Genomic DNA, 24,807 nt, shown 5'->3' on the forward strand with positions numbered 1-24,807 from the left:
AGCAAGGGAAGCAAGCGATGTTCGGCGAGAAGTTTCGGGATCGGCAAAAGCCGATGGTGCTCGTGCTGGGACTCGGGGAATCGGGTCTCGCGATGGCGCGCTGGTGCGCGCGGCATGGTTGCCGCCTGCGCATTGCCGACACGCGCGAAGCGCCGCCCAATCTTCCCGAACTCGCCGCGCGCGGCATCGACGCCGATTTCGTCGGCGGTCCGTTCACGACGGCGCTGCTCGACGGCGTGGAACTCGTTGCAATCAGCCCGGGCCTCTCGCCGCTGGCCGAAGATCTCGTGCCGCTGATCGCGGCGGCGCGCGAGCGCGGCATCGAAGTGTGGGGCGAGCTCGAACTCTTCGCGCAGGCGCTGCGTCATCTCGGCGAGAGCGGCTACGCGCCGAAGGTGCTCGCCATCACCGGCACGAACGGCAAGACCACCACGACTAGCCTCACAGGCATGCTCTGCGAGCGCGCGGGCAAGCGCGTGGCGGTGGCGGGCAACATCAGCCCGGCCATGCTCGACAAGCTCGCCGAAGCCATCGACAACACCGCGCTGCCCGACGTCTGGGTGCTCGAACTGTCGAGCTTCCAGCTGGAGACGGCGCACACGTTCGAACCGGACGCCGCGGCGGTCCTCAACATCACGCAGGACCACCTCGACTGGCACGGCGGCCTCGACGCTTACGCAGCCGCCAAGGGCCGCATCTTCGGGCCGCGCACGACGCGCGTGCTCAACCGCGACGACGCGCGCGTCATGTCGCTCGCGAGCGTGAAGGCGAGCGGCGACGCAAAGATCGTGACCTTCGGCCTGAACGAGCCGGAGAGCGACGGCGACCTGGGTCTGTCGCGCGAGAACGGCATGCAGTGGCTCGTGCAGGCGCACGATCTCGATGCGGCCGACGTGCCTGTGTCTGCGCGCCGCCGCAGGCAGCAGGAAGCCGCGCCGGCGAATCTCGGCATGAAGCGCCTCATGCCCGCCGACGCCCTGCGCATTCGCGGCCTGCATAACGCGGCGAACGCGCTCGCGGCGTTTGCGCTCACGCGCGCGATCGACCTGGCGCCCGCGCCGCTTCTGCACGGCCTGCGCGAGTATCGGGGCGAGCCGCATCGCGTGGAGCTGATCGCGTCGATCGACGGCATCGACTACGTGGACGACAGCAAGGGCACGAACGTCGGCGCGACGGTTGCGGCGCTCGACGGCCTTGCGCAGCGCACGGTGCTGATCGCCGGCGGCGACGGCAAGGGCCAGGACTTCGATCCGCTCGCGGCGCCGGTTGCGCGCTGGTGCCGCGCCGTGATGCTGATCGGCCGCGACGCGTCGAAGATCCGCGCGGCGCTCGAAGAAACGGGCATCGCAATGAGCGACCACGCGACGCTCGAAGAAGCCACGCGCGCGGCGAGCGCGCTTGCGCAACCCGGCGACGTCGTGCTGCTTTCGCCCGCTTGCGCGAGCCTCGACATGTTCCGCAACTACGCCCATCGCGCGGCCGTATTCCACGACACCGTAGAAGAAATCGCTGCAGAACGGGGGACGATGATATGAGCTGGTCCGAGCGATTCGGTGCGCGCCTCTCGCGCGAAGACGGTCAGGCCGGCGCTTCGTCGGGCGGCGGCGCGCGCTCGGGCGGTCTTGCGAGCGTCGTCAACGGCGTGCGTCCCGGCCGCTCGCGCATGCTCGACTACGACCACTCGCTCTTGTGGGCCGTGATCGCGCTGCTCGGCCTTGGCGTCGTGATGGTCTACTCGGCCTCGATCGCCATGCCCGATTCGCCCAAGTACGCCTCGTACCGCGACTGGGCGTTTCTCGCGCGCCATATCGTTTCGCTCGTGATCGCCACGGTCGCGGCGCTCGTCGCGTTCCGCATCCCCGTTTCCACGTGGGACCGCTACGCGCCGAAGCTCTTTCTCATTGCGCTCGCCATGCTGGTGGTCGTGCTGATTCCGCACATCGGCAAGGGCGTGAACGGCGCGCGGCGCTGGATTCCGCTCGGCATCACGAACATGCAGCCGTCGGAAATCATGAAGCTCGCCGTCACGATCTACGCGGCGAACTACACGGTGCGCAAGCAGGAATACATGCACAGCTTTGCGAAAGGCTTCCTGCCGATGGCATTCGCCGTGGGCGTGGTCGGCGCGCTGCTGCTGCTCGAGCCCGACATGGGCGCATTCATGGTGATCGCCGCGATCGCCATGGGCGTGCTGTTCCTCGGCGGCGTGAACGGCAAGCTGTTCGGCGGCCTCGTGGCCACGGCTGTGGGCACTTTCACGCTGCTCGTGTGGGCGTCGCCGTGGCGCCGCGAGCGGATCTTCGCGTACCTCGATCCGTGGGACGACCGCTACGCGCAGGGCAAGGCGTATCAGCTCACGCACTCGCTCATCGCGTTCGGTCGCGGCGAGTGGTTCGGCGTAGGTCTTGGCGGCAGCGTCGAGAAGCTCAACTATCTGCCGGAAGCGCACACCGACTTCATTCTCGCCGTGATCGGCGAGGAACTCGGTTTCGTCGGCGTGCTTGTCGTGATCCTGCTGTTCTACTGGATCGTGCGCCGCGCGTTCGAGATTGGCCGCCAGGCGCTCGCGCTCGACCGCACGTTCGCGGGACTCGTCGCCAAGGGGCTTGGCGTGTGGTTCGGCGCGCAGGCCTTCATCAACATGGGCGTGAATCTGGGTCTCCTGCCGACCAAGGGTCTCACGCTGCCGCTCGTGAGCTATGGCGGCTCGGGCATCCTGCTGAACTGCGTTGCGGTGGCGCTGCTGTTGCGCGTGGATTACGAAAACCGGGTCCTGATGCGCGGAGGCAAGGTATGACCGCAGCGACGCGCACGCTCATGGTGATGGCCGGCGGCACCGGGGGGCACGTGTTCCCGGGGCTCGCCGTCGCACATCGCATGGAGCAGTGGGGCTGGCGCGTGGTGTGGCTAGGCAATCCCGCGGGCATGGAAGCGACGCTCGTGCCGAAGCACGGCATCGCGATGGAATACGTGCGCTTTGGCGGCGTGCGCGGCAAGGGCATCAAGACCAAGCTGATGCTGCCGCTGAATCTGCTGCGCGCGTGCACGCAGAGCCTCGCGGCGCTGCGCCGCGTGAAACCCGACGTCGTGCTCGGCATGGGCGGCTACATCACGTTCCCGGCGGGCGTGATGAGCGCGCTTTCGGGCCGTCCGCTCGTGCTGCATGAGCAGAACTCCATTGCGGGTCTCGCGAACAAGGTGCTTGCGAAGCTGGCGAGGCGCGTGCTCGTGGCGTTTCCGGGCGCCTTGCCGAATGCCGAGTGGACCGGCAACCCGATCCGCGAAACGCTCGAGCACGTCGACGCCCCGGCTGCGCGCTACGCTGCGCGCAGCGGCCCGCTGCGCGTGCTCGTGGTGGGCGGCAGTCTCGGCGCCACGGCGCTCAACGAAGTGGTGCCGCGCGCGCTGTCGCTGCTCGCGCCAGAAGAGCGTCCGCACATCATGCACCAGGCGGGCGCGAAGCACATCGACGCCTTGCGTCAAAACTATCTCGACGCCGGACTCGAACTGAACGACACGGTGCAGCTCGTGCCGTTCATCGACGACATGGCGAGCGCCTACCGGAACGCGGATCTCGTGATCTGCCGTTCGGGCGCGATGACGGTGGCCGAGATCGCGGCGGTGGGCGTGGCGGCATGCTTCGTGCCGTTCCCCTACGCCGTGGACGACCACCAGACCACCAACGCCGCGTTCCTTGCCGACAAGGACGCAGCGCTCGTGGTGCAGCAACGCGACCTGACAGCGGAAGGACTCGCCGACTGGTTGCGGCATCAGACCAGAACATCGCTGGCGGAAATGGCCGGGCGCGCCCGCGCGCTCGCGAAACCCGACGCCGCCGATCAGGTCGCGCGCATCTGCGCGGCCGTGGCGGGCGTAGTAGCGGGAGGAAAGCAATGAAACACATCGTCAAACACATCCATTTCGTCGGTATCGGCGGCGCGGGCATGAGCGGCATCGCCGAAGTGCTCGTCAACCTCGGCTATCAGGTCAGCGGCTCGGACCTCGCGAAGAACGCGGTCACCGATCGACTCGCCGCGCTCGGCGCGCGCATCGCGATCGGCCATGCCGAAGAGAACATCGAAGGCGCCAACGCCGTGGTCGTTTCGACCGCGGTGCGCAGCGACAACCCGGAAGTGCTCGCGGCACGTCATCGCCGCATTCCCATCGTGCCGCGCGCCGTGATGCTCGCGGAACTGATGCGTCTGAAGCAGGGCATCGCGATCGCGGGCACGCACGGCAAGACCACCACGACCTCGCTCGTGGCGAGCGTGCTGGCGGCGGGCGGACTCGACCCGACTTTCGTGATCGGCGGGCGTCTGATCAGCGCGGGCGCGAACGCGCGCCTCGGCACGGGCGACTTCATCGTGGCCGAAGCCGACGAATCCGACGCCTCGTTCCTGAACCTGTTCCCGGTGATCGAAGTCATTACGAACATCGACGCCGATCACATGGACACCTACGGGCACGACTTCGCGCGCCTGAAGCAGGCGTTCATCGAGTTCACGCACCGCCTGCCGTTCTATGGCATCGCGGTGCTGTGCGTGGACGACCCGAACGTGAAGGAGATTCTGCCGTTCGTCTCGAAGCCGATCATCCGCTACGGCTTCGCTTCCGACGCGCAGGTCCGTGCGGTGAACGTGATCGCACGCGAAGGCAAGATGTACTTCACGGTGATGCGCGAGGACGCGCCGTCGCTCGACATCGTGCTGAACCTGCCGGGCACGCACAACGTGCAGAACGCACTCGCCGCGATTGCGATCGCGACCGAACTCGAAGTGAAAGACGCCGATATCCAGCGCGCGCTCGCGGAATTCAACGGCGTGGGCCGCCGTTTTCAGCGCTATGGCGAGATTCCCGTCAACGGCGGCGGCGCCTGGACGTTGATCGACGACTACGGCCACCACCCGGTGGAAATGGCCGCGACGATCGCGGCGGCGCGCGGCGCGTTTCCCGAGCGCCGTCTCGTGCTGGCGTTCCAGCCGCACCGCTACACACGCACGCGCGACTGCTTCGAAGATTTCGTGCGCGTGCTGTCGACCGTCGACGCGCTCGTGCTGACCGATGTCTATGCGGCCGGCGAAGCGCCGATCGTCGCTGCGGATGGCCGCGCGCTCGCACGCGCGATTCGCGTGGCGGGCAAGGTCGAGCCGGTGTTCGTCGAGACCGTGGATGAAGTGCCGGAGGCGCTTGCAGCAGTGGTGCGCGACGGCGATGTGGTGATTACGATGGGCGCGGGTTCGATCGGCGGTGTGCCGGGCCGGATCGCAGCCCAGGAACAGAAGGCGTGAGTGACATGAGCAGTATCGATCCGAAGTTCGACCCGAAGCAGTTCGGCAAGGTGGCGGTGTTGTACGGCGGCGTGTCCGCCGAGCGCGAGGTATCGCTCAAGTCGGGCACGCTGGTGCTGCAGGCGCTGCAGAGCGCCGGCATCGACGCGCATCCGTTCGACCCGTCCGGGCGCCCGCTTTCCGCGTTGAAGGACGAAGGTTTCGTGCGCGTGTTCAACGCGCTGCATGGCGGCTACGGCGAGAACGGCCAGATTCAGGGCGCGCTCGATTTTTATGGCATCCGCTATACCGGCACGGGCGTGCTCGGCTCCGCGCTCGGGCTCGACAAGTTCCGCAGCAAGCTCGTCTGGCAGCAGCTCGGCATTCCCACGCCGCCGTTCGAAGCGGTGCTGCGCGGCGACGACTACGCGGCGCGCGCGCCGCAGATCGTCGCGAAGCTCGGCCTGCCGCTGTTCGTGAAGCCCGCGAGCGAAGGCTCGAGCGTGGCCGTGATCAAGGTGAAGACCGAAGGCGAACTCGTGCCGGCGCTCGAAGAAGCCGCGAAGTTCGACAAGATCGTACTGGTGGAAAAGAGCATCGAAGGCGGCGGCGAGTACACGGCGTGCATCGCGGGCGACCTCGATCTGCCGATCATCAAGATCGTGCCGGCGGGCGAGTTCTACGACTACGACGCGAAGTACATCCTCGACACGACGCAGTATCTGATTCCCTGCGGCGTCGCGCCGGAGAAAGAGGTGCAACTGAAGAAGCTCGCGCGCCGCGCGTTCGACGTGCTCGGCTGCACCGACTGGGGCCGCGCCGATTTCATGCTGGACGGCGCGGGCAACGCGTACTTCCTCGAAGTGAACACGGCGCCGGGCATGACCGATCACTCGCTGCCGCCGAAGGCCGCGCGCGCGATGGGCATCGAGTATCGCGATCTCGTGGTGCGTGTGCTTGCGCTGACGCTGAAAGATTGAACCCCTAAATAATCGCTGACCGACGAATTGCCGAACCTGGACTAAACCGACAATCTCGAAATGTGGAATAACGTACGCCAGCTCAACCTTGCCGCCAACGCGTTGCACGCGCTGCTCGCGCTCGCGCTTCTGGCGGCTGGATGCTACTGGCTCGTGCAGCGCCCGAACTTCGCGCTGCGGGAAATCCGCATCGAGGGCGACACCGAGCACATCAATTCGCCCACCGTGCGCGCGGGCGTAGTCGGCCGGCTCAAGGGCAACTTCTTCACGGTCGATCTCGATGCGGCGCGCGCTGCGTTCGAGCAGATGCCGTGGGTACGTCACGCGAGCGTGCGCCGCGTGTGGCCCAACGCACTGGCTGTCACGCTCGAAGAGTACAAACCGTTGGGCACGTGGGGCAGCGATCAGCTCGTGAGCACGGACGGCGAGCTGTTCACGGCGAACCAGGGCGAACTCGACGAAGAACTGCCCGCGTTCGACGGCCCCGACGGCACTGCGCCTGAAGTAGTCGCGCGCTACCGCGACCTGGAGAAGTGGTTCGCGCCGCTCGGGCTCACACCCGACGAGGTGACGCTCTCGGCGCGCTACGCGTGGACGGTGAAGCTCTCGAACGGCATGCAGGTGGAGCTGGGCCGCGAGCGCAACGCCGACACACTGAACGAGCGCTCGCACCGCCTCATCGCGGCATGGTCGGCGGTGACGCAACGTTGGGGCAAAGAGATCGAATACGCGGACTTGCGCTATCCGAACGGGTTTGCGATAAGGGCGGCCGGCATGCGCTTCATCAGTGACACGCCCGCTCCGGGCAAGAAGTAACAGGACATCACACGCAACGAGCACGATATGAGTAAAGACTATAAGGATCTGCTGGTCAGCCTCGACATCGGGACGTCGAAGGTGGTGGCCGTCGTCGCCGAATTGAAGGGCGAAGGCCACTACGAAGTGATCGGTCTCGGCCAGAGCGAATCGAAAGGTCTCAAGAAGGGCGTGGTGGTGAACATCGAGGCCACTGTGCAGTCTATCCAGAGAGCGCTCGAAGAAGCGGAACTCATGGCCGACTGCAAGATCACTAACGTATTCACCGGCATTGCGGGCAGCCACATTCGCAGCTTCAACTCGAGCGGCATGGTCGCCATCAAGGAGAAGGAAGTCACGCAGGCAGACGTCGCGCGCGTGATCGAAACGGCGAAGGCGATCAACATCCCGACCGACCAGCAGGTGCTGCATATCCTCACGCAGGAATTCATCATCGACGGCCAGGAAGATGTGCGCGAGCCGATCGGCATGAGCGGCATCCGCCTCGAAGTGAAGGTGCATATCGTGACGGGCGCGGTGAGCGCGGCGCAGAACATCGTGAAGTGCGTGCGCCGCTGCGGCCTCGAAGTGAACGACCTCATTCTGCAGCCGCTCGCCTCGTCGCTGGCGGTGCTGACCGAGGACGAGAAGGAACTGGGCGTGGTGCTCGTCGACGTGGGCGGCGGCACGACCGACATCGCGATCTTCAGCGAAGGCGCGATTCGCCATACCGCGGTGATTCCGATCGCGGGCGACCAGGTGACGAGCGACATCGCCATGGCGCTGCGCACGCCCACGCCCGACGCGGAAGACATCAAGGTGAGCTACGGCATCGCGAAGCAGGCGCTGGCCGACCCGGACGAGATGATCGAAGTGCCGGGTCTGGGCGAGCGCGGTCCGCGCACGCTGTCGCGCCAGGCGCTGGCCGCCGTGATCGAGCCGCGCGTGGAAGAGCTTTTCTCGCTCGTGCAGCAGGTGGTGCGCGAGTCGGGCTACGAAGAATTGCTGAGCTCGGGTGTCGTGCTCACGGGCGGCGCCGCGATGATGCCGGGCATGGTGGAGCTGGGCGAGGACATTTTCCTGAAGCCGGTGCGCATCGGCGTGCCGGAGTACGCGGGCGGTCTGGCCGACGTGGTGCGCAATCCGCGCTACTCGACGGCGATGGGCCTGCTCGTCGAAGGCCGCTCGCAGCGCATGCGCGGGCGCAAGGTTGCCGTGCAGTCGGGGTCGATGGGTCAGGTCTTTTCACGCATGAAGGACTGGTTCCTCGGCAACTTCTAGGAACCGCAGTCGCAGGACAGAAGGCGAAGTACAAGCTTCGAAAATCGCGCTGGTGACGGCGGCTGGCGCGCAGTGGAAGGTTGCCCGATCTTCCACTGGATAACGGCCGAGGAGCGGAATCTTTTTCTTGACGGAGGCAACATGGAATTCCAGATGCTGGAAACGGAAACCAACGGCACCATCATCAAGGTGGTAGGCGTTGGTGGTGCGGGCGGCAATGCCGTGCAGCACATGATCAACCGCGGCGTGCAAGGCGTCGATTTCATCGTGATGAACACGGACGCACAGGCGCTCTCGCGCTCGCGTGCATCGGCCGTGATTCAACTCGGCAACACGGGCCTCGGCGCCGGTGCGAAGCCGGAGATGGGCCGCGCGGCAGCGGAAGAAGCGCGTGAGCGCATCGCCGACGCACTGCGCGGCGCGCACATGGTGTTCATCACCGCCGGCATGGGTGGCGGCACCGGCACGGGCGCCGCCCCGGTCGTCGCGCAGATCGCCAAGGAAATGGGCATTCTCACCGTTGGCGTGGTGAGCAAGCCGTTCGAGTTCGAAGGCGGCAAGCGCATGCGTGTGGCGGAAGCCGGCTCGCAGCAACTGGAGGATCACGTCGACTCGCTGATCGTCGTCCTGAACGACAAGCTGTTCGACGTGATGGGCGATGACGCCGAGATGGACAAGTGCTTCCAGTGCGCGGACGACGTTCTGAACAACGCGGTGGCCGGCATCGCCGAAATCATCAACGTCGACGGCCTCGTGAACGTCGACTTCGAAGACGTGAAGACGGTGATGGGCGAGCAGGGCAAGGCGATGATGGGCACGGCGACGGTTGCCGGCGTCGATCGCGCGCGCCTCGCGGCGGAACAGGCCGTGGCGAGCCCGCTGCTCGAAGGCGTCGATCTGTCGGGTGCGCGCGGCGTGCTGGTCAACATCACGTCGAGCCGTTCGCTGCGACTGTCGGAAACGCGCGAAGTGATGAACACCATCAAGAGCTATGCTGCGGAAGACGCGACGGTGATCTTCGGTGCGGTGTACGACGACGCGATGGGCGACGCGCTGCGCGTGACGGTGGTGGCAACGGGCCTTGGCCGCGCTGCGAAGAAGCAGCAAGCCGCGCCGATGCAACTGCTGCGCACGGGCACGGACAACCAGCCGATCCCGGCTCCGGCGGGCGCGTATGCACCGCAGCACAGCGGCCATGGCAACACGGCCGACTACGGCGCGCTCGACACGCCGGCAGTGTGGCGCACGTCGCGCGACACCGCGGCTTCGCACGTGCAGGCGCTGCAGGAAAAGGGCGTCGACACGTACGATATCCCGGCGTTCCTGCGCAAGCAGGCGGACTGACACGCAAGCCGATCTGACTGCGGCAGGGCACGCGTTGCCCTCGCCCGCAGACAGATAGCGCGCTGCGCAGCAATGAAGGCGAGCAAGACCAGCAAGGCCGCATCCGCGAGGATGCGCGGCAGGGACGGTTGCCCGCCACGCGTAGAGCGTGGGGGACAGGCGCGGTGTCGCCAGGCGTTCCTGTGTAACCTTGGAGTACATCGTTGCCCAACATTGCACGACGCCGGCGCATGAGGCTTGAACAAGCTTGTGCATCGTTGCGAAGGACGAGTCATGATCAAACAGGGTGAAACGCTGCCCGAAGCGACCCTCTTCGAGTTCGTCGAAGACGCGCGCGAGGGTTGCACGCTGGGGCCGAACAGCTTCGACGTGCAAAAGGAAGCGGCGGGCAAGCGCGTGGTGATCTTCGGATTGCCGGGCGCATTCACGCCCACGTGCTCCGCGAAGCACGTGCCGGGTTACGTCGAACACTTCGACGCGCTGCGCGCGGCCGGTGTCGACGAGGTCTGGTGCGTGTCCGTCAACGACGCGTTCGTCATGGGCGCGTGGGGACGCGATCAGCGTACCTCGGGCAAGGTACGCATGATGGCCGACGGCAGCGCAGCGTTGACTCGTGCACTCGGACTGGAGCAGGATTTGTCGGCGCGTGGCATGGGAATCCGCTCCCAGCGCTATGCGATGGTGGTCGACGACGGCGTGGTCAAGACGCTGCACGTCGAAGCACCCGGCAAGTTCGAAGTGAGCGATGCTGCGAGCATACTTGCCACGTTGACCCGCGCATGAGCGCGTTCGCGGGCGCTGCGTTGCCCTGAAGCAACGCGCAATTGCGACGCAAATGTGACAGGCGATTACGTGAGCCCAGCGGGCCGATCACCCCGGGAACGCCTCCGTTCCGGGCATCGGCCCGCGCTCCATCCCTGATGGGTAACGCAGCGGAAACAGTTTGTCACGCCGGCGAAAACGACGGACTCGACGCAACTGGAGTATAATTCGTGCTATGAATTAAAAAGTCCCGATTGGGATTTTCAATGAGCAAGAAGACCATGTTGAAGCAGCGAACCATCAAATCAATCGTGAAGACAGTCGGCATCGGCCTGCACTCGGGGCGCAAGGTCGACCTGACGCTGCGTCCGGCGGCGCCGAACACGGGCATCGTGTTTTCGCGCGTGGATTTGCCGACGCCGGTTGACATCCCCGCATCGGCGATGGCGATTGGCGACACGCGCTTGGCCTCGGTGCTGCAGAAAGACGGCGCACGTGTCTCGACGATCGAGCATCTCATGTCTGCCTGCGCTGGCCTTGGCATCGACAACCTCTATGTGGACGTGACCGCCGAGGAAATTCCGATCATGGACGGCAGTGCGGCTTCGTTCGTGTTCCTGATCCAGTCGGCGGGTATTGAGGAGCAGAATGCTCCGAAGAAGTTCATCAAGGTCAAGAAGCCGGTTGAGATCCGCGACGGCGACAAGTTCGCGCGCCTCGAGCCTTACTTTGGCTTCAAGCTCAAGTTCACGATCGATTTCCGCCACCCGGCCGTCGACAAGACGGGCCAGGCGCTCGAAGTGGACTTCGCGAATACCTCGTACGTGCGCGAAATCGCGCGCGCCCGCACGTTCGGCTTCGCGCACGAAGTCGAGATGATGCGCGAGCTGGGCCTCGCACGCGGCGGCAGCATGGACAACGCCATCGTGCTGGACGAGTACCGCATTCTGAACAACGACGGCCTGCGCTACGACGATGAGTTCGTGAAGCACAAGATGCTCGACGCGATCGGCGACCTGTATGTGGTCGGTCATCCGCTGCTGGCGGCGTACGACGCGTACAAGTCGGGCCACGGCCTGAACAACGCGCTGCTGCGCGAGCTGCTCGCGAATGAGGACGCCTACGAGATCGTCACGTTCGACGATCCGCAGAAGGCGCCGCGCGGCTTCGGCTACGAGGCGCAGACGGCATTCGCCTGAGTTTCGAGCGCGATTTGCCAGTAAAAAGGGCAGCTTCACGCTGCCCTTTCGCTTTTTTGCGCGGCTTCGCCGCGCGGTTTCGTGAGCGCGGTTTCGTGAGACGTTGGCGCGCCGGATCAGCGCTTTTTCGTGTGGCGCGCCGCCATCTTCGCGAGCGCTGCCTGCAGCGGCGAGGCCTGCAGCGTTTCACTGAGCGCCTGGAGCGCTGCCGCGCCAGCCGGCGTCATGCGCGCCTGCTTGGGCGGCGCGGGATCTTTCACGGCTTGCGGACGCACACGGATACGCACACTGTTCAATGCCCAGCCGCGCGCCTGCAGGTCGGCCACGAGCCGCGGCTCCAGGTGCCGCAGCCGCGCCGCGAGCGCGTTGTGCGCAGTGAAAAGGGCCAGCGTGCCGTCCTTGATGAAGCCGGGCTCGACGCTGGCCGCGAGATAGTCGGGCAGCAGTGCGTTCAGGTCGCGCTGGATCGCCGCGATCTGTTCGACGCCGGCGCGCAGCGGCGCGAACGCGTCGGTGCGGCTGAGCACTTCGGCGAGCGGCTGGGGGGCGCGTGGTCCCATGGACCTTGAAAACGGCGAGAAACGGCTCATGTCGTGTAAGGATGGGCGAGCGCGCAGGCGGGGCTGCGATGCCGTCATTGTAGCCTGCGCACCGCCCATCCAACGCCTTCAGGCCATTCGGCCAGGGCCGCCTCGCGGCCCTTCGCCGCCCGGCGGGAAGGCCGTCCATGCGGGCATCATGCGCGCCAGAGCCGCCTTCGCGCTGACACAGGCGGGTGAGAGGGCGCGTGCTAAAATGCACGATTCGAATCCACCAATTTTGGGCTAAAGCCGCCGAGGTCCCTCCGGTCCGGATGCGTAGTGCAGACGCCGACAGACGTTGCACACCCGCTGAACCCACCCTCAGGAATCCCGGCCGAAGCCGCGACGCAGACACCGATCCGATGACCACCGGTTTCTTACAGAAAATCTTTGGCAGCCGCAATCAGCGCCTGATCAAGCAATATCAGAAGACGGTCGTGGCGATCAACGCGCTCGAACCGAAGATCGAGCAGTACACCGACGAGCAACTGCGCGCGAAGACGGCCGAGTTCCGCGAGCGCGTGGCCAAAGGCACCTCGCTCGACGAACTGCTGCCGGAGGCGTTCGCCGTTTGCCGCGAGGCGAGCAAGCGCGTGCTGAAGATGCGCCACTTCGACGTGCAGCTGATCGGCGGCATGGTGCTGCATTACGGCAAGATCGCTGAAATGCGCACCGGCGAAGGCAAAACGCTGGTCGCCACGCTGCCCGTGTACCTGAATGCGCTGTCGGGCCGCGGTGTGCACGTCGTGACGGTGAACGACTACCTCGCGCAGCGCGACGCCGAATGGATGGCGCGCCTCTACAACTTCCTCGGTCTTTCGGTCGGCATCAACCTGTCGCAGATGGACCACGCAATGAAGCAGGAAGCGTACGCGGCGGACATCACCTACGGCACGAACAACGAGTTCGGCTTCGACTACCTGCGCGACAACATGGTCTACGAGACCGAGGCGCGCGTGCAGCGTGCGCTGAACTTCGCCGTGGTCGACGAGGTGGACTCGATCCTGATCGACGAAGCGCGTACGCCGCTCATCATTTCGGGACAGGCCGAAGACCATACCGAACTCTACGTGCGCATGAACGCGCTGCCGCCGCTGCTCGAGCAGCAGATCGGCGAAGAGAAGGCCGACGGCACGGGCGTGGAAAAGCCGGGCGACTACACGCTCGACGAGAAGGCGCGCCAGGTGTTTCTCACCGAGTCGGGCCACGAGAAGGCCGAGCGCATGCTCGCCGAGTGGGGCCTGATCGGTCAGGGCGAGAGCCTCTACGCGCCGCAGAACATCACGCTGATGCACCACGTGTACGCTGCGCTGCGCGCCCACACGCTGTTCCACAAGGACCAGCACTACGTGGTGCAGAACGGCGAAGTCATCATCGTCGACGAATTCACCGGCCGTCTCATGGCCGGCCGCCGCTGGTCGGACGGCCTGCACCAGGCCGTGGAAGCGAAGGAGCACGTGAAGATCCAGAGCGAGAACCAGACGCTCGCTTCGATCACGTTCCAGAATTACTTCCGCATGTACGCGAAGCTCTCGGGCATGACGGGTACGGCCGACACCGAAGCGTACGAATTCAACGAGATCTACGGGCTCGAGACGGTCGTGATTCCGACGAACCGTACGCCCAAGCGGATCGACAAGCAGGACCAGATCTACAAGACGGCGAAGGAGCGCTACGACGCCGTGATTCGCGACATCCGCGACTGCTACGAGCGTGGCCAGCCGGTGCTGGTCGGCACGACGTCGATCGAAAACTCCGAGTTGCTCTCGAACCTGCTCACGAAGGCCGGTCTGCCGCACGAAGTGCTCAACGCGAAGCAGCATGCGCGTGAAGCCGCGATCGTCGCCGAAGCGGGCCGTCCGCAGCGCGTCACCATCGCCACCAACATGGCCGGCCGCGGTACCGACATCGTGCTGGGCGGCAATGCGGAGAAGCAGGCCGCGTTCATCGAAGCCGACGAAGCGGTACCCGCCGACGAAAAGGCGCGCCGCATCCAGCAACTGCACGACGAGTGGCAGACACTGCACGATCAGGTGAAGGCCGCCGGCGGTCTGCACATCATCGGCACCGAGCGTCACGAGTCGCGCCGGATCGACAACCAGCTGCGCGGCCGTGCGGGCCGTCAGGGCGACCCGGGCTCGTCGCGTTTCTATCTCTCGCTCGAAGACCCGCTCCTGCGTATTTTCGCGGGCGATCGCGTGCGCGCGATCATGGAACGCCTGAAGATGCCGGAGGGCGAGGCGATCGAGGCGGGCATCGTCACGCGTTCGATCGAGTCGGCGCAGCGCAAGGTCGAAGCGCGCAACTTCGACATCCGCAAGCAGCTGCTCGAATACGACGACGTGTCGAACGACCAGCGCAAGGTGATCTACCAGCAGCGCAACGAACTGCTCGAAGCGCACGACATCACCGAAACGATCGGCGCGATGCGTCATGGCGTGATCACCGACATCGTGCGCCAGTTCGTGCCGCACGGCAGTATCGAAGAGCAGTGGGACGTGCCCGAGCTCGAAGAAGTGCTGCGCAACGAATGGCAGCTCGACCTCGCGATCCAGGAGATGATCAACGAGTCGTCGTCGATCGACGCCGATGAGATCCTCGAAGCCGTGCTCGCCGCCGCCGACGAAGCGTACGAGCAGAAGGTCGCGCTCGTGGGGCGCGAATCGTTCAGCGCATTCGAGCGCTCGGTCATGCTGCAAACGCTCGACCGCAGCTGGCGCGAACACCTCGCGGCGCTCGACCACCTGCGTCAGGGCATCCATCTGCGCGGCTATGCGCAGAAGAACCCGAAGCAGGAGTACAAGCGCGAGGCGTTCGAACTGTTCGCCGCGATGCTCGAAGCCGTGAAGCTCGAAGTCACGCGTATCGTGATGAACGTGCAGATCCAGTCGCCGGAGCAGCTCGAACAGGCGGCCGAGCAGATCGAAGAGCAGGGCCATCATGTCGAGAACGTCGAGTTCCGCCATGCCGAGTTCGCCGAAGCCGACGCTGCGCCGGCCCCCGCGGCTGCAGCGCCGGTGGCGGCCGACGCCGCCGCCGCAATGGTCGGCGCGGCCATGAGCCATACGCCGCCGGTGGGCAGCGAGATGCCGAAGGTGGGCCGCAACGATCCGTGCCCGTGCGGCAGCGGCAAAAAATATAAGCAATGTCACGGCAAGATCGCGTGACGCAGGCTTGAACGTAGACTCCGGTGGCCCGCTTCTCCTGGCGGGCCTTGCGTTTTGAATCCCGATGCCGGCCGGGCTCCAGCGCCCTGGCCGGCATCGCCTTTTCGACAGGTCGCCACCATGGCTGTCAATTTCCCCTCGATTGATCCCGCTCAACTTCATCCGGTCGCCGGCGTGACGCTCGGCTGGGCAGAAGCCAACATCCGCAAGCCCAATCGCAAGGACGTCCTGGTGATTTCCGTCGACGAAGGCGCGAGCGTGGCCGGCGTGTTCACGCTGAACCGCTTCTGTGCCGCGCCGGTGACCGTGTGCCGCGAACATCTCGCGAAGGTGCGCGCGGGCGGCAAGGGCATTCGCGCGCTGGTGGTGAACACCGGCAACGCGAATGCGGGCACCGGCGAGCCGGGCATGAAGCACGCCCGCGAGACCTGCGATGAACTCGCGCGTCTTGCCGGCCTCGAGTCCTCGCAGGTGCTGCCGTTCTCGACTGGCGTGATTCTCGAGCCGCTGCCCATCGACCGCCTGAAGGCGGGTCTTCCCGCCGCGCTGGAGAACCGCAAGGCCGCGAACTGGTACGACGCCGCGCAGGCCATCATGACGACCGACACGCTGCCGAAGGCCGTGTCGCGCCAGGTCGCGGTCGATGGCCACACTGTCACGTTCACGGGCATCAGCAAGGGCGCGGGCATGATCAAGCCGAACATGGCGACCATGCTCGGCTTCCTCGCTTTCGATGCGAACGTTGCACAGCCCGTGCTCGACGAACTCGTGAAGTACGTGGCCGACCGCTCGTTCAATTGCGTCACGATCGACGGCGATACCTCGACCAACGACTCGTTCATCATGATCGCCTCGGGCAAGTCCAGCCTGCCCGCGATCACCTCGACTGACACGCCCGCCTACGCCGCGCTGCGCGACGCCGTGACGGCTGTCGCCCAGGAACTCTCGCAACTCATCGTGCGCGACGGCGAAGGCGCAACCAAGTTCATGACCGTGCAGGTGGAAGGCGGCAAGGACGTGGCCGAGTGCCGCCAGATCGCCTATGCGATCGGCCATTCGCCGCTCGTGAAGACGGCGTTCTACGCATCGGACCCCAACCTCGGCCGTATCCTCGCGGCGATCGGCTATGCCGGCGTGACCGACCTCGACGTCGACAAGATCGACCTGTATCTCGACGACGTGCTCGTGGCGAAAGCGGGCGGCCGCAACCCGGCTTACCGCGAAGAGGACGGCCAGCGCGTCATGAAGAAGAGCGAGATCCTGATTCGTGTGCTGCTCGGCCGCGGCGACGCGCAGGCCACGATCTGGACCTGCGACCTCTCGCACGACTACGTGAGCATCAACGCGGATTACCGCTCCTGATTTCAAGCGCCTTTACCACATGGACAAGCTCGAACAGTTTCTGACCCGCGCCGAAGCGCTGCTCGGCCGCCTCGAGGCCGTGCTGCCGCCCTCGGCACCCGATGTCGACTGGAACGCGGCCGTTGCGTTTCGCTGGCGCAAGCGCCAGGGGCGCGGTTTCCTGCAGCCGGTGCCGGCGATCTCGCTGATCTCGCTCGACGACCTGCAGAACATCGACCGGCAGAAAGATCTCATCGACCGCAACACGCGCCAGTTCGTGCAGAGCAAGCCCGCGAACAACGTGCTGCTCACCGGCGCGCGCGGCACGGGCAAGTCGTCGTTGATCAAGGCCTGCCTGAACGCGTACGCGAAGGACGGTCTTCGCCTGATCGAAGTCGACAAGGACGATCTGCATGACCTCGGCGATATCGTCGATCTCATCTCGACGCGCCCCGAGCGCTTCATCGTGTTCTGCGACGACCTCTCGTTCGAGGAAGGCGAATCGGGCTACAAGGCGCTGAAGGTGGCGCTGGACGGCTCGGTGGCCGCGCAGTCGGACAACGTGCTGATTTACGCGACCTCGAACCGCCGCCATCTGCTGCCCGAGTACATGAGCGACAACGAGACGTACAAGCACATGCCCGACGGCGAGATTCATCCGGGCGAAGTGGTGGAGGAGAAGATTTCGCTCTCCGAGCGCTTTGGCCTCTGGGTGAGCTTCTATCCGTTCAAGCAGGACGATTACCTGACGATCGTCGGCCACTGGCTGCGCCATTTCGGCTGCGACGACGCCGAAGTCGAGTCGGCGCGCGGCGACGCCCTCGTTTGGGCGCTGGAGCGCGGCTCGCGTTCGGGCCGCGTGGCGTGGCAGTTCGCACGCGACTGGTCGGGCAAGAAGGCGCAAGAGGCATGAGCGCCGAAGCCAACGCCACGAAGGATGCTTGCGCGAACGTACGCCCCGTGACGGAAGTCGCGGTGGGCGTGCTGGTCCAGCCCGATGGCCGCTATCTGCTCGCTCAGCGCCCCGAAGGCAAACCGTATGCAGGCTACTGGGAGTTTCCGGGCGGCAAGCTGGAAGCGGGCGAAACGGTCGAAGCGGCGCTCGCGCGCGAGTTGCACGAGGAACTGGGCATCGACGTGAAGGCGTGCCACCTGTGGCACACGCTCGAACACGATTACCCGCACGCCTATGTGCGGCTCTACTTCTGCAAGGTGACCGAGTGGACCGGCGAGCCGCATGGCCGCGAAGGCCAGGCGTTTGTCTGGCAGTCGCTGCCGGCGAGCGTCGAGCCGCTCTTGCCCGCGACGATTCCTGTGCTGGAGTGGCTTGCCGCGGAGTAACGCCCTGCACGGGCCGCCACGATGCAAAAGGCCGCTGTGCGTGATGCACAGCGGCCTTTTTGTCCGGCACACGCCCGCGCACGCGCGTCGCTTACTGCCGCGTATCGGTGGGCGGCGCGTCTTCGGGCGGCGTTTCGTCGTCGGCGCCGCCGATGCGGTATTTTTCGGCCGCCCATGCGCCGAGATCCATTTGCTTGCAGCGCTCGGAGCAGAACGGCCGGAAGCGGTTTTCCGGCACCCAGCGGACTTCCTTGCCGCAGGTCGGACATTTGACGACAGTGGTCATGCGATAGAACTTGGGTTGCGTTGAGTCTGGCGTGGCGGCGCGTCCGGTTTCACAGGCTGCAGAGCGTGAGCTGGAACGGCACGTCCTGATCGACGGCGCGCGGACGCAGATCGCCGTCCTGCACGGTGAAGCGCACCCACAGCATGTACTTGTTGGCGCTCGCTTCGGGAATCATGCGCAATTCCGGTGCCACGCGGACTTGCATGAGCTGATAGGCACGCCCTGACAGCATCTGCTGATAGCTGCCCTGCATCGCCATCACCTTCGACGCCTGGCCCGATTCGCGCGCGAGGCGCAGCACGATGGCGGCGGCGTCGCGCAGCGGCAGCAGCGGCGTGACCCATTTCGCAATGTCCTGGCGGCGTTGATCCGGATGCAACTGCTGCCACGCATAGTACGACGGCAGATCGAACTTGCAGGTGCCGCCGGGAATAATCGCGCGGCTGCGGATGCTCGTGAGCCACTCATTGTCCATTAGATGCTGGCCCGTCTTGCCTTGCATCTGCGTGAGACCGGCGAGCGTCTGCTCGATTTCGCCCAGCACGGTTTCGAGCGCATTCTGCTCGATGCCGGGATTGCCGCGGAACGGCGCGAGCGTTTGGCGTTGCCGCTCGAGTTCCTTCATGAGATCCGACTTCAGGTCGGCGCGGCCTGCGACTTCCGCGATTTCGAAGAGCGTCGTGAGCGCGACGTGATGTTCCCTCGGATCCTCCTGGGTCAGGAAAAACGTGAAGCGCTCGAACAGGTCTTCGAGGCGCAGCAGCGTTCGGATTCGCTCGTTGAAGGGATACTCGTAAAGAATCAAGCGCGCTCGCCTCGGGCGTGGTAGGTGACGGATTGCAGGACATTCTAATGCCGTGGGACTACGGTCGCAATCGCGCCGGCCCGGTGCTTTGCCGATGTGACCCGCTAATCGCCTGCGGATGGCGCGTTTTAAGCGTTGCCGGCCTTTTCGGCAGCAAGCTTGAGATACGTCTGATGCAATGCGTCGACGTCCTGATCGAGCGTTTCGAGCGTCGCGCCGTTGTCGTTCACCACCACGTTGTCGGCAGCCGCGAGGCGCGCTTCGCGCGTGGCCTGCCGCGCGATGATCGCGAGCACCTGATCACGCGTGAAGCCATTGCGGCGCATGACGCGCGCGATCTGGGTTTCCACGCTGCAATCGACGGTGAGCACGCGATCGACACGCGTCTTCCAGGTGCCCGACTCTACGAGCAAGGGTACGACCACGATGACATAGGGCCCGCTGGCCTCTCGCGTTTCGCGTTCGGTTTCGGAGCGGATCAGCGGGTGTGTGATGGCCTCGAGTCGCTTGCGCGCGGACTCATCGCCGAACACGAGCGTGCGCATGCGCGCGCGGTCCATCGAGCCGTCCGGCGCGACGAATTGAGGGCCGAATTCCGCGGCGATCTGCGCCATCGCGATGCCGTGCGGCGCGGTAATGCGATGCGCGATGAGATCGGTGTCGACGATCGTCACGCCGCGCGCGGCAAAGCCATCGGCGACCGTGGATTTGCCGCTGCCGATGCCACCCGTCAATCCGACCGCGAACATTTGATCAGTTTCCCCACGCAAATACACCATAGAGCGGTGTGCCTGCAAACAATGTGATGAGCGCGCCAGCGGCCAGATACGGGCCGAACGGCAGCGGCTCTTCGAAGCGCATGCGTCCCGTCAACGTGGCGATGATGCCGACCAGCGCGCCGGCTACTGCGGCGATCACGACGATCTGCGGCAGTGCGCTCCAGCCGAGCCATGCGCCGAGCGCGGCGAGCAGCTTGAAATCGCCGTGGCCCATGCCTTCTACGCCACGCAACAGCTTGAAGACCCAGTAGACGCACCAGAGCGCCAGATAACCCGCGACCGCACCGATCACCGCTTCGCGCAGCGTGACGAAGGTGCCGGCAAAATTGACCAGCAACCCGGCCCACAGCAGCGGCTGCGTGATTTCGTCGTGCAGCATCTGGTGTTCGAGGTCGATGGCACTCGCGGCGATGAGCGTGGCGCACAGCACGAAGGCGGCGAGCGCTTTGCCGGTGGGCCCGAAGGCGAGCAATGCGCCGGCCGCGCAGGCCGCGCTCGCGATCTCGATGAGCGGGTAGCGCGCGCTCACGCGCGCATGACAGTGCGAGCAGCGCCCGCGCAACGCGACCCAACTGAGCACCGGAATGTTTTCCCAGGCGCGCAAGACGTGGCCGCAGTGCGGGCACGCGCTGCGTGGGAGCCAGAGGTTGTAGCGCGCGGGCAGCCCGTCTTCTTCGAAGAGCGGACCGGGCGTGCCGGTCGCTTCGGCCACATCGGTGCGCCACGCGCGCTCCAGCATGATTGGCAGCCGGTGCACGACGACGTTGAGAAAGCTGCCGATGACGAGCCCGAACGCAATGGCGAAGACCATGAGCACGCCGAAGGGCAGACCGGCGAGAGCGGCGGCGAGCGGCGTTGCAGTATCGGGCGCGGAAGGGAGTTGGACGGGCATGAGACGGTACCGGATTCTGGCAGCGATGCTACACCACGTTGCCCAGTTGAATGATGGGAAGATACATCGCGACGACAAGGCCGCCGACCAGCGCACCGAGCACCACAATCACGAGCGGTTCGCACAGGCTCGATACGAGCGCGATCTTTTCGTCGACCTGACGGTCGGCGAGCGAGGCAACGTCGAGCAACATCGCGTCGAGCGCGCCCGATTCTTCCGCGACGGCAACGGGCTGAACCACATCGGCCGGAAAGCATCCTGCCGCGCGCATGGCCGCGGCGAGCCGCTCGCCGTGCCGCAGGCGCTCGCTGATGCCCGCGCTCGCGCGATCGAAGAATGCGTTGCCGCTTGCATGCGCGAGCGAATCGAAGGCGTCCGCGAGCGGCGTGCCGGCGGCGAGCAGCGTGCCGAGCGCTCGGCTCCAGCGGGCGGCGCACAGTGTGGTGAGCAGGGCGCCGCAAAGCGGGAGCTTCAGCAGCGTGCGTCCAAACGCGATGCGTGCGGCTTCCGAGCGGCGTAAGCCCGCTTGCAGGGCGAGCGTGCCGGTGGCTGCGGCTACGGCGGCCGGCACGCTCCAGCGCGCGGCGCCCGCGGAGAGCATCAGCACGAACTGCGTGGGCGCGGGCAGTGCGGCGCCGAAGCCGTCGAAGATCTGCTTGAACGTGGGCACGACCCAGACCAGCAACGCGGCGGTAATGACAAACGCGAGCAGCAGCACCGCCATGGGGTAGGTGAGCGCGGCCCGCACTTTGGCGCGCTGCGCGGCGGCACGCTCGCGGTCGTCGGCGAGGCGCGCGAGTACGGCGGCGAGCGCACCCGAGGCTTCGCCAACGGCAACGAGCTGGCAATACAGCGCGTTGAAGCGCGCCGGATGTTGCGCGAGCGAGTCGGCAAAGCGCAGGCCTCCGGCGATGTCGCGCGCGAGCGCCGCGGCAATGCGCGGCATGCCGTTCGGCCCCGGCGAGAGGGCGAGCAGCTCGAGCGCGTTCGCAAGCGGCAGTCCCGCGCGCAGGAGGCTCGCGAGCTGACGTGTAAAGCGCGTGACGTCCGCGTGGCGCGCCTTGGGCGCGCCCGCGCTCGCTCTGCGCTCGATGGCGAGCACGGTGATGCGCTCGCGCTTGAGCGCGACGCGTACAGCCGCGGCGTCGAGCGCGATCAGCGTGCCACGCCTGGTCGCGCCCGATGCGTCGAGGCCGCGCCACGCGAAGCGCCACTCCGGTGGGCCGCGACGGCCGTGCGCGGCGCTCATGGTGCCTGCGTAGCGGCAAGCGCTTCGGCGAGGCTCGTGGTGCCGTCGCGCACGCGTGCGAGCGCCGCGTCGCGCAAGGTTGCCACGCCGCTTCTGCGTGCTTCGCGAGCGATTTCGTGCGCGCCGCGCCCTGTGACGATCAGCTCGCGTATGGCTTCCGAGATCGGCAACACCTCGTGAATTCCCACGCGACCTCGATAGCCGATGCCATGGCAAGCCTCGCAGCCGCGCGCGACATAAGGCTGCGTCATCTCACTGTCGCGGACGTTCTGCCCCGCCGCGACGAGCGCCGCCGGCGAAGCTTCGTCGCGGACGCGGCATAACGGACATAGCCGCCGCACAAGACGTTGCGCCGTGACGAGCCGCAGCGAGCCCGCCAGGTTGTACGGTTCGACGCCGATGTCGACGAGCCGTGCGCAGGCCGCGCTGGCGTCGTTCGTGTGCACGGTCGAGAGCACGAGATGGCCGGTCTGCGCGGCCCTGACGGCCACGCTGGCGGTTTCTTCGTCGCGAATTTCGCCGATCATGATGACGTCCGGGTCCTGGCGCAGCAGCGCACGCAGTGCTACTGCAAAGGTGAGCCCGGCCTTCTCGCGCACGTTGACCTGATTGATGCCCGCGAGCTGGATTTCGGCGGGGTCTTCCACCGAGCAGAGATTGCGCGCCGTGATGTTGAGCCTTTGCAGGAAGCAGTAGAGCGAGAGCGTCTTGCCGCTGCCAGTGGGTCCCGTGACGAGGACAAGACCGTGCGGGGCGCCGATCGCTTCGGCTACCGCGTGCTGTTGGGCTTCATCGAGCCCGAGTTCGGCAAGCGACAGATCGGCGGGAAGCGCTTCGAGCCTGCGTAAGACGAGCTTTTCGCCGTGCAGCGTGGGCAGCGAATTCACGCGATAGTCATCGGCGGCGCGCGAGGCTGCCGATGACGCGAGCCGCAGCTTGCCGTCCTGCGGAATGCGCCGCTCGGCGATGTCCATGCGCGCGAGCACCTTGATGCGCGTGACGAACGCATCGCGCAGATGCGCAGGCGGCCGCGCCATTTCATGCAGCACGCCGTCGATGCGCAGACGCACGCGCCAGCCGTGTTCCATCGGCTCGATGTGCAGATCGGAGGCGTTGCGCCGTGCGGCTTCGCGCAACGTTTCGGAGAGCAGGCGAACGGCGGGTGCGTCGTCGGGCTGCGGTGGGGAGACAGGCGCAGGTGTACGCGCCCTTTCTCCACCGCCCGTAGCGCCTTCGGCAGCCGCGGCTGCCGAAGGGCGCGCGCGATAAGGAATAGAAAGCATCGGCATGCCGGCGCGAAGCCGCCTCGAACAAATGACGCCTTCATCATGGCGCGCGGCGCACCGCGCCGCCACCTGGCCAAGCGGCTAACGTCCCGGCAGCAGCTTCTTCGCCTTTTGCAGCGTCCCCTGGCGCGGTTTGGCGCCGGGCTTGAAGAGCTTGACCGTGCGTACGGCCTGGTCGTCGCTGCGTAGCACTTCGAGCTTCACGTCGCCGATCTGCAGGCACACGTCGCCTTCGGGAATCTCTTCGAGCACTTCGAGGATCAGGCCGTTGAGCGTCTTGGGCCCATCCGTGGGCAGCTTGATATGAAGCCAGCGATTGAGTTCGCGCAAAGGCATGCTGCCCGGCACGATACATTCGCCTTCGTCGTTCCAGCCGCCGCGTCCGGTGCCGCTGCGCGGCATCGACGTGGTGAATTCGCCGATCAGCTCCTCGATGATGTCTTCGGGCGTGACGAGCCCTTCCATCTCGCCGTACTCGTTCACGACAAGCGCGATGCGATGGCGGCTTTCCTGGAAGTACTGAAGTTGCTGGAACCCCGGCGTGCCCGTGGGCACGAAGTACGGCTCGGCGAGCAGTTCGCGCAGCGTCTCGCGCTCGAAATCCTGGTTGTGCAGCGCGGCCAGCGTCTTGCGCACATGCAGCACGCCAAGCACGCGGTCGATGTCGCCTTGATAGACGATCAGCTTGTTGTGATAGCAGGTCTCGAGCTGATGCAGGATGTCTTCGAGCGGAGCGTCGTAATCGAGCGCCTCGATGCGCCGGCGCGGAATCATCACGTCGTCGACGGTGATGTTCTCGAGATCGAACAGGTTGAGCAGGATGCTGCGGTGCTTGGTCGGCATGAAGCTGCCCGATTCGAGCACGATGGTGCGCAACTCCTCGGTGGAGAGCCGCTGGTCATGCGCCTTGCGCGTATTGATGTGCAGGATGCGCAGGATGGTGTTCGCAAACATGTTGACGAACCAGATGATCGGCTTCGTCACACGCATGAGCGGCGCGATCAGGAGGCTCGCGGGCAGTGCGATTTTTTCCGGAAACGTTGCGCCCACAATCTTCGGCGTGATTTCCGCGAACACGATGATGAGAAACGCGACGATGCCCGTTGCGATCGACAGTACGAGGTTATTGCGGCCGAAGGTATGGAGCGCGATCGAGGTCGTAAGGACCGGGATGATGGTGTTGAAGAGATTGTTGCCGATCAGGATTACCGAAAGCAGCAAGTCGGTGCGCGCGAGCAGCTTCTGGGTGGTCTTCGCGCCGAGCGTGCCGTGATTGGCGAGGTATTTGAGCCGATGGCGATTGAGCGCCATCATCGCCGTTTCGGAGATGGAGAAGAAGCTTGAGCAGATGAGCAGGACGAAGACGGCGCAAATCTGCGCCCATAAGGGAAGGTGGTCCACGCGTCGAGACAATGAGGGGGGCGGATGGGGAAACTATAACAGAGGGGTACC

22 protein-coding genes are annotated in these 24,807 nt (G+C 65.7%); 14 read left to right on the forward strand and 8 right to left on the reverse strand.

Annotation, left to right across the window (positions count from 1 at the left end):
- Positions 1-17: 17 nt before the first annotated feature.
- From murD to lpxC, 10 genes are all read left to right on the forward strand, one after another.
- Positions 18-1,535 (forward strand): UDP-N-acetylmuramoyl-L-alanine--D-glutamate ligase, encoded by a 1,518-nt coding sequence (murD, locus tag C7411_RS33140; RefSeq protein ID WP_110388342.1) that lies wholly within the window; start codon positions 18-20, stop codon positions 1,533-1,535.
- A complete protein-coding gene (gene ftsW / locus C7411_RS33145) occupies positions 1,532-2,797 on the forward strand; it encodes a putative lipid II flippase FtsW (protein ID WP_110388343.1) in 1,266 nt (421 codons plus the stop codon). The genes murD and ftsW overlap by 4 nt, the downstream gene beginning before the upstream one ends.
- Positions 2,794-3,897, forward strand: coding sequence for an undecaprenyldiphospho-muramoylpentapeptide beta-N-acetylglucosaminyltransferase (gene murG / locus C7411_RS33150; protein WP_110388344.1), 1,104 nt, complete (start codon positions 2,794-2,796; stop codon positions 3,895-3,897). Before ftsW ends, murG begins: the two co-directional genes overlap by 4 nt.
- On the forward strand, positions 3,894-5,288 hold the full coding sequence (gene murC, locus C7411_RS33155; protein ID WP_042270308.1) for a UDP-N-acetylmuramate--L-alanine ligase: 1,395 nt from the start codon (positions 3,894-3,896) through the stop codon (positions 5,286-5,288). The genes murG and murC overlap by 4 nt, the downstream gene beginning before the upstream one ends.
- Positions 5,289-5,293: 5 nt before the next feature.
- Positions 5,294-6,247: a D-alanine--D-alanine ligase gene (locus tag C7411_RS33160; RefSeq protein ID WP_110388345.1), complete on the forward strand. Its 954-nt coding sequence runs from the start codon at positions 5,294-5,296 to the stop codon at positions 6,245-6,247.
- Between the two features lie 60 nt (positions 6,248-6,307).
- A complete protein-coding gene (locus tag C7411_RS33165) occupies positions 6,308-7,063 on the forward strand; it encodes a cell division protein FtsQ/DivIB (protein ID WP_110388346.1) in 756 nt (251 codons plus the stop codon).
- 27 nt (positions 7,064-7,090) lie between these two features.
- Complete coding sequence (gene ftsA / locus C7411_RS33170) at positions 7,091-8,323, forward strand: cell division protein FtsA (RefSeq protein WP_042270315.1); 1,233 nt, start codon at positions 7,091-7,093, stop codon at positions 8,321-8,323.
- 141 nt (positions 8,324-8,464) lie between these two features.
- A complete protein-coding gene (gene ftsZ / locus C7411_RS33175) occupies positions 8,465-9,667 on the forward strand; it encodes a cell division protein FtsZ (protein WP_042270317.1) in 1,203 nt (400 codons plus the stop codon).
- A 273-nt stretch (positions 9,668-9,940) separates the two neighbouring features.
- Positions 9,941-10,450: a peroxiredoxin gene (locus C7411_RS33180; protein WP_028207796.1), complete on the forward strand. Its 510-nt coding sequence runs from the start codon at positions 9,941-9,943 to the stop codon at positions 10,448-10,450.
- 260 nt (positions 10,451-10,710) lie between these two features.
- Positions 10,711-11,628: a UDP-3-O-acyl-N-acetylglucosamine deacetylase gene (lpxC, locus tag C7411_RS33185; RefSeq protein WP_028207797.1), complete on the forward strand. Its 918-nt coding sequence runs from the start codon at positions 10,711-10,713 to the stop codon at positions 11,626-11,628.
- Between the two features lie 116 nt (positions 11,629-11,744).
- Here lpxC and C7411_RS33190 read toward each other — a convergent pair whose 3' ends face one another.
- Positions 11,745-12,218 (reverse strand): DciA family protein, encoded by a 474-nt coding sequence (locus C7411_RS33190; protein WP_110388347.1) that lies wholly within the window; start codon positions 12,216-12,218, stop codon positions 11,745-11,747.
- A 353-nt stretch (positions 12,219-12,571) separates the two neighbouring features.
- On the opposite strand from C7411_RS33190, the gene secA reads away from it, so the two are divergent.
- The 4 genes from secA to mutT all read left to right on the forward strand — a co-directional run bounded on the left by secA (position 12,572) and on the right by mutT (position 18,058).
- The gene (gene secA, locus C7411_RS33195; protein ID WP_110388348.1) at positions 12,572-15,376 is read left to right on the forward strand and encodes a preprotein translocase subunit SecA; all 2,805 of its coding nucleotides are present in this window, start codon (positions 12,572-12,574) and stop codon (positions 15,374-15,376) included.
- Positions 15,377-15,496: 120 nt separating this feature from the next.
- Positions 15,497-16,738, forward strand: coding sequence for a bifunctional glutamate N-acetyltransferase/amino-acid acetyltransferase ArgJ (gene argJ, locus C7411_RS33200; RefSeq protein WP_110388349.1), 1,242 nt, complete (start codon positions 15,497-15,499; stop codon positions 16,736-16,738).
- 19 nt (positions 16,739-16,757) lie between these two features.
- Positions 16,758-17,630 (forward strand): ATP-binding protein, encoded by an 873-nt coding sequence (locus tag C7411_RS33205; protein WP_110388350.1) that lies wholly within the window; start codon positions 16,758-16,760, stop codon positions 17,628-17,630.
- Positions 17,627-18,058 carry an 8-oxo-dGTP diphosphatase MutT gene (gene mutT, locus C7411_RS33210; RefSeq protein ID WP_110388351.1) on the forward strand — a complete coding sequence of 144 codons (432 nt, stop codon included), beginning with the start codon at positions 17,627-17,629 and terminating at the stop codon, positions 18,056-18,058. The genes C7411_RS33205 and mutT overlap by 4 nt, the downstream gene beginning before the upstream one ends.
- A 91-nt stretch (positions 18,059-18,149) precedes the next feature.
- Here mutT and C7411_RS33215 read toward each other — a convergent pair whose 3' ends face one another.
- From C7411_RS33215 to C7411_RS33245, 7 genes are all read right to left on the reverse strand, one after another.
- Positions 18,150-18,344, reverse strand: coding sequence for a DNA gyrase inhibitor YacG (locus C7411_RS33215; protein WP_028207803.1), 195 nt, complete (start codon positions 18,342-18,344; stop codon positions 18,150-18,152).
- A 49-nt stretch (positions 18,345-18,393) separates the two neighbouring features.
- A complete protein-coding gene (gene zapD, locus C7411_RS33220; protein WP_028207804.1) occupies positions 18,394-19,149 on the reverse strand; it encodes a cell division protein ZapD in 756 nt (251 codons plus the stop codon).
- A 128-nt stretch (positions 19,150-19,277) separates the two neighbouring features.
- A complete protein-coding gene (gene coaE / locus C7411_RS33225; protein WP_110388352.1) occupies positions 19,278-19,898 on the reverse strand; it encodes a dephospho-CoA kinase in 621 nt (206 codons plus the stop codon).
- Between the two features lie 4 nt (positions 19,899-19,902).
- Positions 19,903-20,820 carry a prepilin peptidase gene (locus C7411_RS33230; RefSeq protein ID WP_110388353.1) on the reverse strand — a complete coding sequence of 306 codons (918 nt, stop codon included), beginning with the start codon at positions 20,818-20,820 and terminating at the stop codon, positions 19,903-19,905.
- 28 nt (positions 20,821-20,848) lie between these two features.
- The gene (locus tag C7411_RS33235; protein ID WP_110388354.1) at positions 20,849-22,069 is read right to left on the reverse strand and encodes a type II secretion system F family protein; all 1,221 of its coding nucleotides are present in this window, start codon (positions 22,067-22,069) and stop codon (positions 20,849-20,851) included.
- Positions 22,066-23,352: a GspE/PulE family protein gene (locus tag C7411_RS33240; protein WP_110388384.1), complete on the reverse strand. Its 1,287-nt coding sequence runs from the start codon at positions 23,350-23,352 to the stop codon at positions 22,066-22,068. The genes C7411_RS33235 and C7411_RS33240 overlap by 4 nt, the downstream gene beginning before the upstream one ends.
- Positions 23,353-23,436: 84 nt before the next feature.
- Complete coding sequence (locus C7411_RS33245) at positions 23,437-24,756, reverse strand: HlyC/CorC family transporter (RefSeq protein WP_110388355.1); 1,320 nt, start codon at positions 24,754-24,756, stop codon at positions 23,437-23,439.
- Positions 24,757-24,807 lie beyond the last annotated feature (51 nt).

The organism is Paraburkholderia silvatlantica (assembly GCF_003096715.1).
Lineage (GTDB): Bacteria > Pseudomonadota > Gammaproteobacteria > Burkholderiales > Burkholderiaceae > Paraburkholderia > Paraburkholderia silvatlantica.

What these genes read in the sequence shown, in the direction of transcription:
- ftsW (WP_110388343.1), top strand. Translation starts at nt 1,532, where the DNA reads ATGAGCTGGTCCGAGCGATTCGGTGCGCGCCTCTCGCGCGAAGACGGT.
- C7411_RS33160 (WP_110388345.1), top strand. Translation starts at nt 5,294, where the DNA reads ATGAGCAGTATCGATCCGAAGTTCGACCCGAAGCAGTTCGGCAAGGTG.
- lpxC (WP_028207797.1), top strand. Translation starts at nt 10,711, where the DNA reads ATGTTGAAGCAGCGAACCATCAAATCAATCGTGAAGACAGTCGGCATC.
- murC (WP_042270308.1), top strand. Translation starts at nt 3,894, where the DNA reads ATGAAACACATCGTCAAACACATCCATTTCGTCGGTATCGGCGGCGCG.
- coaE (WP_110388352.1), bottom strand. Translation starts at nt 19,898, where the DNA reads ATGTTCGCGGTCGGATTGACGGGTGGCATCGGCAGCGGCAAATCCACG.
- argJ (WP_110388349.1), top strand. Translation starts at nt 15,497, where the DNA reads ATGGCTGTCAATTTCCCCTCGATTGATCCCGCTCAACTTCATCCGGTC.
- ftsA (WP_042270315.1), top strand. Translation starts at nt 7,091, where the DNA reads ATGAGTAAAGACTATAAGGATCTGCTGGTCAGCCTCGACATCGGGACG.
- C7411_RS33180 (WP_028207796.1), top strand. Translation starts at nt 9,941, where the DNA reads ATGATCAAACAGGGTGAAACGCTGCCCGAAGCGACCCTCTTCGAGTTC.
- murG (WP_110388344.1), top strand. Translation starts at nt 2,794, where the DNA reads ATGACCGCAGCGACGCGCACGCTCATGGTGATGGCCGGCGGCACCGGG.
- C7411_RS33240 (WP_110388384.1), bottom strand. Translation starts at nt 23,352, where the DNA reads ATGCTTTCTATTCCTTATCGCGCGCGCCCTTCGGCAGCCGCGGCTGCC.
- C7411_RS33230 (WP_110388353.1), bottom strand. Translation starts at nt 20,820, where the DNA reads ATGCCCGTCCAACTCCCTTCCGCGCCCGATACTGCAACGCCGCTCGCC.
- C7411_RS33165 (WP_110388346.1), top strand. Translation starts at nt 6,308, where the DNA reads ATGTGGAATAACGTACGCCAGCTCAACCTTGCCGCCAACGCGTTGCAC.
- ftsZ (WP_042270317.1), top strand. Translation starts at nt 8,465, where the DNA reads ATGGAATTCCAGATGCTGGAAACGGAAACCAACGGCACCATCATCAAG.
- C7411_RS33235 (WP_110388354.1), bottom strand. Translation starts at nt 22,069, where the DNA reads ATGAGCGCCGCGCACGGCCGTCGCGGCCCACCGGAGTGGCGCTTCGCG.
- C7411_RS33215 (WP_028207803.1), bottom strand. Translation starts at nt 18,344, where the DNA reads ATGACCACTGTCGTCAAATGTCCGACCTGCGGCAAGGAAGTCCGCTGG.
- C7411_RS33190 (WP_110388347.1), bottom strand. Translation starts at nt 12,218, where the DNA reads ATGAGCCGTTTCTCGCCGTTTTCAAGGTCCATGGGACCACGCGCCCCC.
- mutT (WP_110388351.1), top strand. Translation starts at nt 17,627, where the DNA reads ATGAGCGCCGAAGCCAACGCCACGAAGGATGCTTGCGCGAACGTACGC.
- murD (WP_110388342.1), top strand. Translation starts at nt 18, where the DNA reads ATGTTCGGCGAGAAGTTTCGGGATCGGCAAAAGCCGATGGTGCTCGTG.
- C7411_RS33205 (WP_110388350.1), top strand. Translation starts at nt 16,758, where the DNA reads ATGGACAAGCTCGAACAGTTTCTGACCCGCGCCGAAGCGCTGCTCGGC.
- secA (WP_110388348.1), top strand. Translation starts at nt 12,572, where the DNA reads ATGACCACCGGTTTCTTACAGAAAATCTTTGGCAGCCGCAATCAGCGC.